This is a genomic window from Microbacterium sp. B24 (assembly GCF_000333415.1).
Taxonomy (GTDB): Bacteria; Actinomycetota; Actinomycetes; order Actinomycetales; family Microbacteriaceae; genus Microbacterium.
Genome location: NZ_BADB01000170.1, coordinates 1 through 9705, shown reverse-complemented (window position 1 = coordinate 9705; position 9705 = coordinate 1). Strand labels below are relative to the sequence as shown.

General features: G+C 69.8%; 6 protein-coding genes and 1 pseudogene. 2 read left to right on the top strand and 5 right to left on the bottom strand.

Annotated features, from left to right (window positions below; all coding sequences use genetic code 11):
• The 3 genes and pseudogenes from I5I_RS04375 to I5I_RS04365 form a co-directional block, all read right to left on the bottom strand.
• Positions 1-1159 (bottom strand): annotated as a pseudogene (locus tag I5I_RS04375) (aldehyde dehydrogenase family protein); the annotation flags it as partial.
• A 44-nt stretch (positions 1160-1203) separates the two neighbouring features.
• Positions 1204-1896, bottom strand: a complete 693-nt coding sequence (locus tag I5I_RS04370) for a GntR family transcriptional regulator (RefSeq protein ID WP_036316832.1) — start codon at positions 1894-1896, stop codon at positions 1204-1206.
• Positions 1896-3356: a fumarylacetoacetate hydrolase family protein gene (locus I5I_RS04365; RefSeq protein ID WP_036316831.1), complete on the bottom strand. Its 1461-nt coding sequence runs from the start codon at positions 3354-3356 to the stop codon at positions 1896-1898. The genes I5I_RS04370 and I5I_RS04365 overlap by 1 nt, the downstream gene beginning before the upstream one ends.
• Before the next feature lie 106 nt (positions 3357-3462).
• On the opposite strand from I5I_RS04365, the gene I5I_RS04360 reads away from it, so the two are divergent.
• Complete coding sequence (locus tag I5I_RS04360) at positions 3463-4851, top strand: MFS transporter (RefSeq protein WP_036316830.1); 1389 nt, start codon at positions 3463-3465, stop codon at positions 4849-4851.
• Between the two features lie 18 nt (positions 4852-4869).
• Positions 4870-6765: an FAD-dependent monooxygenase gene (locus tag I5I_RS04355; protein WP_036316829.1), complete on the top strand. Its 1896-nt coding sequence runs from the start codon at positions 4870-4872 to the stop codon at positions 6763-6765.
• Positions 6766-6788: 23 nt separating this feature from the next.
• Here the strand turns inward: I5I_RS04355 and I5I_RS04350 are convergent, their stop codons facing one another.
• Together I5I_RS04350 and I5I_RS04345 are read right to left on the bottom strand one after the other, a co-directional pair.
• On the bottom strand, positions 6789-8567 hold the full coding sequence (locus tag I5I_RS04350; RefSeq protein ID WP_036316828.1) for a Na+/H+ antiporter: 1779 nt from the start codon (positions 8565-8567) through the stop codon (positions 6789-6791).
• A gap of 137 nt (positions 8568-8704) precedes the next feature.
• Positions 8705-9705: thiamine pyrophosphate-dependent enzyme (locus I5I_RS04345; protein ID WP_036316826.1), on the bottom strand; the 1001-nt coding region annotated here is incomplete at its 5' end.

Sequence of the window (9705 nt, the reverse complement as noted above, 5' to 3'; positions counted from 1 at the left end):
GCGACGTCGGCGAACACGGTGGGGCGCACGAAGTTGCTTCGGGCGAATCCTCGGGGCGGCCGCCGCCGGCCACGAGCCGTCCCTCGCTCTTGCCGAGCTCGACGTACGACATCACCTTCGCGAAGTGCTCCGGGTGTACGAGGGCGCCGACCTCGGTCGCGGGGTCATCGGGGTAGCCGACCTTCACACGGTCGGCCTGCGCCGCGTACCGTTCGACGAACTCGTCGTAGATCTCGCGCTGCACGAGGATGCGGCTGCCCGCGGTGCAGCGCTCGCCGTTGAGCGAGAACACGCCGAAGATGGTCGCGTCGATCGCCGCGTCGAGGTCGGCGTCGGCGAACACGACGGCGGGACTCTTGCCGCCCAGCTCCATCGAGAGCCCTTTCAGGAACGGTGCGGCGTTCGCGAAGATGAGCTGGCCGGTGCTGCTCTCGCCGGTGAAGGAGATCAGCGGCACACCCGGATGCTTCACGAGTGCGTCGCCGGCATCCTCGCCGAGACCGTTGACGAGGTTGAACACCCCCTCGGGAAGGCCCGCCTCCTCGAAGATTCCCGCCCAGAGGGACGCTGACAGGGGCGTGAACTCCGCAGGCTTGAGCACCACGGTGTTGCCGGTGGCCAGCGCAGGTCCCAGCTTCCACGACTCGAGCATGAACGGCGTGTTCCAGGGCGTGATGAGGCCGGCGACGCCGATGGGCTTACGGTTCACGTAGTTGAGCTGACGGCCGGGCACCTTGAAGGCGTCGTCGGTCTGCGCGACGATCAGGTCGGCGAAGAAGCGGAAGTTCTCCGCCGCGCGACGCGCCTGGCCGAGCGCCTGGGTGATCGGCAGGCCCGAATCGAAGCTCTCCCACTCGGCGAGGCGCGCGTCGCGTGATTCGACGATGTCGGCGATGCGGTGCAGCACGCGCGAGCGCTCGCGGGCCTGCATGCGCGGCCAGGGACCTTCGGTGAACGCCGTTCGTGCGGCGGCGACCGCGAGGTCGATATCGGCCTTCTTTCCCGCGGCGGCCTTCAGGTAGGTCTGGTTGGTCACGGGATCGAGCACGTCGAACGTGTCGCCGTCGACCGAGTCGACGAAGCGGCCACCGATGTAGTGCTGGATGTGCTCGGGCAGATCCGCCGGAACGCGGCGGGCGGTGGTGGGTGCAATGGTCATGGGAGCTCCTTCGTGGGAGGGGGCGGATGCCGCAAGGCGACGAGTCAGAAGGCGGGGAGGCCGAGCGCTTCGTCGGGGTGCTCGTGGATCATGTAGGCGTCGAGGGTCGCCGAGCGGTGGCGGCGCGATGCCTTCTCGATCTCGGCGAGCGGGGCACCGGTCTCGATGAGTACGAGGATGTTCTCGTGCTCGCGCACCGATTCGGCGGCGCGACCGGGGACGAAGCTGAACGTCGAGTCGCGCAGATGCCCGAGTCGCGCCCACTCGGCCTGCACCAGCTCGAGCATGCGCGGGTTGGCGCATTTCTCGAACAGGATCGCGTGGAACTCCTGGTTCAGCGCGGTGAAGGCGCGGGGGTCGAAGTGCTCGAGTGTCTCGACCATCATCTCGTTGACCCGACGTGCACGGCGCACGTCTTCGACGCTGAGCGCGCGCGCCGAGAGGGCCGTCGCCGCGCCCTCGAGGATGCTGAGCGACTGCATGCTGAAGCGGTAGGCCGTGTCGTCCACCATCGATACCCGTGCGCCGACGTTGCGCTCGAACATCACGAGACCCTCGGCTTCGAGCTGACGGATCGCTTCGCGTACCGGCACCACGCTCATCTCGAGCTCGCCCGCGATCGTGCCGAGCACGAGGCGGTAGCCGGGGGTGAACTCCTGCGACGCGATGCGCTGTTTGATCCAGTGATAGGCCTGCTGCGACTTGCTCTGAGCCGTCGCGGGTGTCAGGGGTGTCATCAGCCGTTGCTCTCGCTCTCATAGCGGGCACGCCACGCGGCGTTCATCGGGAACAGGCCGTCGACGGGGTGACCGGATGCCACCTGTCGGGCGATCCACGCATCCTCCTCCTCCTGGGCGAGGGCAGCGGTCGCAACCTCCTCGGCGAGGGCGGGCGGCAGCACGACGACGCCGTCACCGTCTCCGACGAGGATGTCTCCCGGCTCGACGGTCGTGCCGCCGCAGCCGATCGCGACGTCGGTCTCCCACGGGATGTGGCGACGACCGAGGACGGCGGGGTGGGCACCGGCGGTGAAGACCGGGATGCCGACTGCCGCGACGGCGTCGGCATCGCGCACGCCCCCGTCGGTGACGATGGCGGCGGCGCCGCGCGCGTGGGCGCGGATCGCCAGGATGTCGCCCAGTGTCCCCGATCCGGTTTCGCCGCGGGCCTCGATGACCAGGACCTCACCCTCTGCGACCGCGTCGAACGCGCGCTTCTGGGCGTTGTAGCCGCCGCCGCGTGCGGCGAAGAGGTCTTCGCGGTGGGGGAGGAAGCGCAGGGTCCGGGCGGTGCCGACGAAGCGACTGCCCGCGGTGAGGGGGTGCACGCCGTCGATCGTGACGTCGTTGAGCCCGCGCTTGCGCAGCTGTCCGCTGAGTGCGGCGACGGGGACGCGGGAGAGCTTCTCGCGCAGGGCGGGGGTGAGCACCGCGGCCGGCGCGCCGAGTCCGGCCGCCTCGGGGGAGCCCCACGCCTCGGCGCGCTGGTGGTCGTCGACGGCCGGGAGCGAGCCGATCGTACCGTCGAAGGCGCGCTCGCCCTGGACTACGGTGGTGCGCAGCCGACCGGTGGACCGCTCCCCGGCATCCACCTGCACCTCGACGACGTCGCCGGGGACGACGACCGACGAGCCCGCGGGCGTGCCGGTGAGGATGACGTCGCCCGTCTCGAGGGTGACGTGCTGCGACAGGTCGGCGATGATCTGGGCGAGCGCGAAGATCAGGCCGGCGGTGGTGTCGTCCTGCACGAGCTCGCCGTTGACCCAGGTGCGCAGCCGCAGGTTCGCCGGGTCGACGCCGGCCGCATCGATCAGGGCCGGACCGATCGGGGTGAAACCGTCGCCGCCTTTGGATCGGACGTTCGAGCCCTTGTCGTTCGCGCGCAGGTCGTAGAGGCCGAAGTCGTTCGCGGCGGTGACGGCGGCCACGTGCGACCATGCCGTCTCCGCGGTGGTCCACCGGGCGGGCTCGCCGATGACGAGAGCGATCTCGCCTTCGAACGCGAGCAGCTCGGTGCCGGCGGGACGCTCGATCTCCGACCCCGAGGCGGCCAGAGAGCTGGACGGCTTGAAGAAGTACGAGGGCGACGCCGGTCGGCGGCCGCGCTGGTCGGCGCGCGAGGCGTACGAGAGGTGCACGGCCACGATCTTGCCGGGGCGTCCGCCGAGGACGGCGAACCGGCTGTCGGTCTCAGTCATGGATGCTCCCTTGCGTCGTATCCGAAATCGTATATGATCGTCGTCACCCGGGCAAGCACCGCTTCGCCACCTGACAGCGACGTCACACCGACACTGGAGTCACCTCATGAGCGCATCCACGAACCACCCCGTCGGGTTCACCCCGACCGGGACGATCGCGACGTCCACCGACCGCCGCCGCGTCGTCTTCGCCACGATCGTCGGCACGACGGTCGAGTGGTACGACTTCTTCATCTACGCGTCCGCCGCCGGCCTCGTCTTCGGCAGCCTGTTCTTCGCGCCCGCCGGGGAGGGCTTCGCTCAGGTGCTGTCCTTTATCACCGTGGGCATCAGCTTCCTCTTCCGGCCGTTCGGTGCGTTTCTCGCCGGTCACTTCGGAGACAAGTACGGGCGCCGACTCGTCCTCATGGTGACCCTGATCCTGATGGGCGTGGCGACGACGCTGGTCGGTCTGCTGCCGACGTATGCCGCGATCGGCATGGCGGCGCCGATCCTGCTCGTGCTGCTGCGCATCCTGCAGGGCATCTCGGCCGGCGGAGAGTGGGGCGGTGCGGTGCTGATGGCGGTCGAGCACGCTCCCAAGACGCGCCGAGGCATCTTCGGCGCATCCCCTCAGATGGGCGTTCCCTTGGGTCTGCTCCTCGCGTCGGGCATGCTCGCGCTGATGGCCACGATCGCTCCCGGGGAGGCCTTCCTGCAGTGGGGCTGGCGCGTGCCGTTCCTGCTCTCGTTCGTGCTGATCGTCATCGGCTACTACATCCGCCGCCGAGTGGAGGAGAGCCCGGTGTTCGCGGAGCTCGCCGAGCGCAAGGAGGAAACGCGGATGCCGATCGTCGCGCTGTTCCGCAAGCACACCCTGCTCGTGGTGATCGCCGCGCTCGTGTTCGCCGGCAACAACGCCGTCGGATACATGACCACCGGGGGGTACATCCAGCGCTACGCCACCGACCCGAAGGGACCGATCGGACTCGCGACCGCCGATGTGCTGGGCGCGGTCACCCTGTCTGCGATCACCTGGCTGGTGTTCACCTTCCTCTCCGGTTGGATCTCGGATCGCATCGGACGGCGCACGACCTACATCATCGGCTGGCTGGCCCAGCTGGCCGGCGTCTTCCTGCTCTTTCCGCTCGTCAACACCGGCTCGATCGTCCTGCTGACGCTGGGCCTGGTGGTCCTCACGGTCGGGCTCGGTTTCACCTACGGTCCTCAAGCCGCCCTCTACGCCGAGCTGTTCCCCGCGTCCATCCGCTTCTCGGGCGTCTCCATCTCGTACGCGATCGGCGCGATCCTCGGCGGGGCCTTCGCTCCGACGATCGCGCAGGCGATCGTGCAGGCGACGGGTTCCACGACGGGCGTCACCTGGTACCTCGCCGGCATGACCCTGCTGGGACTGATCGCCACGCTGCTGCTGCGCGACCGCAGCGGCATCCCGCTCGGACCCGACCATGAGCCCGAGCAGACGGTCAGCCCCATCCGAGGGCTCTCGCGGGCCTGAGTCGGAAGGACGGCGACGATGCAGTTCCATCACCACGGGTATGTCTCCGCCGACCCCCGCGTGCAACCGGCCGCGGGGACGGGAATCGACCGCCCGGCGGAGCTGCCCGACGAGGTCGACGTCCTGATCGTCGGCTCCGGGCCGGCCGGCATGCTCCTGGCCGCGCAGCTGTCGCAGTATCCCGGGGTCCTCACGCGCATCATCGAGCGACGGGACGGGCGTCTCGCCCTCGGCCAAGCCGACGGCATCCAGCCGCGCAGCGTCGAGACCTTCCAGGCCTTCGGCTTCGCCGAGCGGATCATCGCCGAGGCGTACAACATCGGGTGGATGAACTTCTGGGGTCCCGATCCCGAGAACCCCGCGCGCATCGTGCGCCGCTCCCGCACCGCCGACTACGCGTACGACATCAGCGAATTCCCGCACCTCATCGTCAACCAGGCGCGCGTGCTCGACTACTTCGCCGAAGCGGCCGCGCACGGCCCGGCGCGCATCGCACCCGACTACGGGATCGAGTTCGTCGGGCTCACCGTGCACGAGGGCGAGGACCGTCCGGTCGAGGTGCGCGTACGCCACGTCGGCGGAGAGCGCGCGGGCGAGGAGCGCACCGTGCGTGCGGCGTATGTCGTCGGGTGCGACGGGGCGCGAAGCGGCGTGCGGGCGGCGATCGGCCGGGTGCACGTCGGCGACATCTCGCAGCACGCCTGGGGCGTGATGGACGTGCTCGTCGAGACGGACTTCCCCGACTGGCGCATCAAGTGCGCGATCAACGCCGAGGCCGGCAACATCCTGCACATTCCGCGCGAAGGCGGATACCTCAGCCGCATCTACGTCGACCTGGGCGCCGTGGCGGACGACGACGACCACCGCGTGCGTCAGACGCCCGTCGAGGAGATCATCCGGCGGGCCAACGAGATCCTGCACCCGTACACGCTCGACGTGAAGAGCATCGCCTGGCACAGCGTGTACGAGGTCGGCCACCGGGTCACCGACGGCTTCGACGACGCGCTCGACGGCGGACGGCAGCCGCGCGTGTTCCTCACCGGCGACGCCTGCCACACGCACAGCGCGAAGGCGGGGCAGGGCATGAACGTCTCGATGCAGGACGGCTTCAACCTGGGGTGGAAGCTCGGCTCCGTGCTCACCGGGCTGAGCCCAGCATCCCTCCTGTCGACCTACACCTCCGAGCGCCGGCCGGTCGCTCAGCAGCTCATCGAGTTCGACAAGGAGTGGTCGACGCTGATGGCGCGAAAGCCCGAGGAGATCTCCGATCCTGCCGACCTCGCGACCTACTATCTCGCCACCGCCGAGTTCCCCTCGGGCTTCATGACCACCTACGCCGAGGGGACGGGAGTCGTCGCCGGCACCGCCCACCAGCATCTGGCGACCGGCTTCCCGGTGGGCAAGCGCTTCAAGAGTGCGCCCGTCACTCTGGCGGCCGACGGCAACGTCGTGCATCTCGGTCATCACGCGAGCGCAGACGGGCGCTGGCGCCTGTACGCCTTCGCCGACCGCGACGGGCTCGCCGACGACTCGCCCCTCGCGCGCTTCGCGGCCTGGCTCGCCGACGACCCGGACTCTCCGGTGCGGCGCCATACCCCCGCGGATGCCGACATCGACGCGGTCTTCGACGCGAAGGTGATCTACCAGCAGGGGTTCGACGACATCGATGTCACTCGTGCGCCGGCTGTCTTCCGCCCGCATTCGGGTGCGCTGGCGCTCACCGACTGGGAGAAGGTGTTCGCCGCGGCACCCCACAGGTGGAACGAGACCGACATCTTCGAGGCCCGCGGGCTATCGCGTGACGGTGTGGTCGTCGTAGTGCGTCCTGATCAGTACGTCGCGGCCGTGCTGCCGCTGGACGCGACTGATGAGCTGACGGACTTCTTCGCCCGGTGGATGCTCCCCGTCGGGTGACGGGCTGAGACGCCGAGTGACGCTCAGTCGAGGTCGTCGTAGCCGCTGAGGCGCAGCTCCTCGGCATCCAGGTGCGCTTCCAGCCGTCGGGCGAGAAGGTCGTCGACCGTACCCTCACGCCGAAGACGCAGAAGGACCTCGCGCTTGCGATCCAGCAGGGCCAGCTTCAGTCGCGTCATCTCCTCGAAGCGCACGAGCGGCGATCGCTGGGTGAGGTCGATTCCGGTCGATGCGGCGAGCATCGTCAGCGAGGTCGCGGCATCGACGCCCGCCGCGGCCGGATTCAGCCCCACGGCGGGCCCCGCGCCGTCCACGACTGTCTGCGCACCGGTGTCGGGGGCCGACGGCGCCGCCACCATGCCCTCGAGCTGTGCGATCTGGTCGGCATCCGCGGCGGCCTGGGCACGGGCGAAGGCACGCGCGTTGGCCAGCTCGAGCATGTCGTAGCCATCCTGACGAGCGCGCTCGCGCACCTCATCGCTGATACCGTGCTCGGCCGCGATGTCGTCGAGAGCGGCGATCGCCGCACCCGAGATGGTCCGCTGCGCCAGTTCGATCTCGTCGGCGGCCCAGTCGTCGCTGGGAAGCTTCGCCCACCGGACGATGGCGGGAAGGAGCGGTCCCTGCACGAGAAGACTCAGCACGATCACCCCGGCCGTCACGAACACCACGGCGTCGCGGCCGACGAGCGGCTGACCGGACGACGTCGTCAGCGGAACCGAGAGCGCGATCGCGAGCGACACGGCACCGCGGAACCCGGCCATCGTGCTCACGATGCGCGCGCGGTTCAGCGATCCCGGGCCGGAACGTGCGGTCAGCGCCGGCGTACGCGGGCGCGAGAAGGGGGCCATCAACAGCTGGAACACATAGCGCACCACCAGCAGCGCCGCCCACGCGGCCACGGTCAGCAGCACGAGGCCCCACACCTCGCTCGGGGAGATCTCGTGCAGGACGAGCTGCACCTCCAACCCGATCAGCACGAACAGCGCTCCGTTGAGCAGGTAGACGCCGAACGGCCACGCCGCCGTCGCGGTGCGGCGGGAGGCAGCGGTGGTGATGCGCGGCGAGGCCCAGGCGATGATCAGGCCCGCGAACACCACGGCGAGAACGCCCGAGGCGTTGACCAGTTCGGCGAGCAGGAACGCCGTGAACGGAACCAGCAGCAGCGTCACGTTGATCGACAGGGCATTGCGCATGCGCCGCAGCGTGAGGTACGCGAGAGCCGCGACGACGATGCCGGCGATCGCTCCGCCGAGATAGGAGACGAGCACGGTGGCGGTGATCGACCAGCCCGTGACGGTGTCGCCGAGTGCGACGGAGATCGCGATGGCATAGAGCACCAATGCGGTGCCGTCGTTGGTCAGACTCTCCGCCTTCAATTTCATGAACGTGCGCTGCGGAAGCAGTCGTCCGAGCGCGGCGACAGCCGTGGCATCGGGGGGCGCGACGGCGGCACCGAGGATCATGGCTGCCGGCCAGGGCAGCCCGAAGAGTGTGGCCACCCACGCGACCGCGAACGCCGAGGCGACCACGAGCAGCGTGCTCATCGGGATGATGTAGCGCAGCGACCGGCGAACGCCCCGCAGCGACGTCGTCAGGCTCTCCCAGAACAGCATCACGGGCAGGAACAACAGCAGCACCGTCTCGGGCGGCAGCTCGATGCGGCGCAGCTCCGGCACGAAGCCGAGCAGCAGGCCGAGGATCAGCAGCACCAGCGGTGTCGCCAGGCGCAGGCGCGGCGCGAGGAGCGTTCCCGCCAGCACCGACAGCCCGAGCAGGACGGTGACTTCCAGACCTTCCATGGCACCCCGATTCCGCGCAGACCTCCCGACGGATTTCCGTCGCAGCCCAGTGTGCGCCACAGACACAGCGTTTCAACAGGTCTGCGCATTCCCGGCCGCGCAGACAGTTCCGTCCGTGCGGGGCTACCGGCCCCGCGTCAGGAGTTCACGCGAATGATCTCCTGCTGGTACGGGGCGATGACGTCGCCGGAGATCCGGCAGTCCAGCAGCAGGAAGGGCCGGTCGGATGCCGGGACCTGCACCCACCGCGCGAGCTCGTCGAGGTCGGCGAGCGTGCGCACGACGACACCTCGAGCCCCGACCGCGGAGGCGAGACCCGCGAAGTCGACCTCGGGGATGAGCATGGACTCCCGGGCGAGGCCTTGCAGGCCGTAGAGGTTGATCTCGGCGCCGTACGCGGCGTCGTTCCACACGACGGCCAACCCGCGGCCCGCCGCCACGCGCACCGCGGATTCCAGATCCGACAGTGCCATCAGTCCGCCGCCGTCGCCGGTGGACAGCACGATGGTGGCCTCCGGCCGAGCCCGGGCGGCGCCCGCGACGGAGGGGAATCCCAGGCCGATCGACTGGTACGCGGTGCCGACCATCATCATGCGGTCGGGCGAGGCCACCGACCAGTACATGTTCGCCCAGCCGAGGAAGTGGCCGCCGTCGGTGACGACGACGCGGTCGCGGGTGGAGGGTGCGCTCTCGAGCAGCTCACCGATGCGCTCGGCGACCGACCGTGGGTCGAGACGGCCGTCGGGCGCCAGGGGGTCGCCGCTGTCGCGGGCGCGCAGCGCGGCGATGTCCACGCGCTCGCGCCAGCCGCTGGGCGCGGCATCCCTCGTCGCCAACTCGTCGCAGAGGGCTTCGGCGACGAGGCGCGCATCGCCGCGGATGAAGCCGCCGACGTGCGGGTGCGTCGCCGCGGGGGCGATGTCGACCTGCACGACGCGGGTGCCTGGGGCGAACAGGGCGCCGAAGCGCATCGTGAACTGGTTGAGTCCCGCGCCGAAGACCACCGCGACGTCCGCCGTCGAGATCAGCTCCATGGCGCCGTCGGCGCCGAACCCGCCGGTGACCCCGAGGTCGAACTCCGGCCGAGGGAACATCCCGCGACCCAGCGCCGTGTCGCCGTGACGGCGCCCTCGCTCCG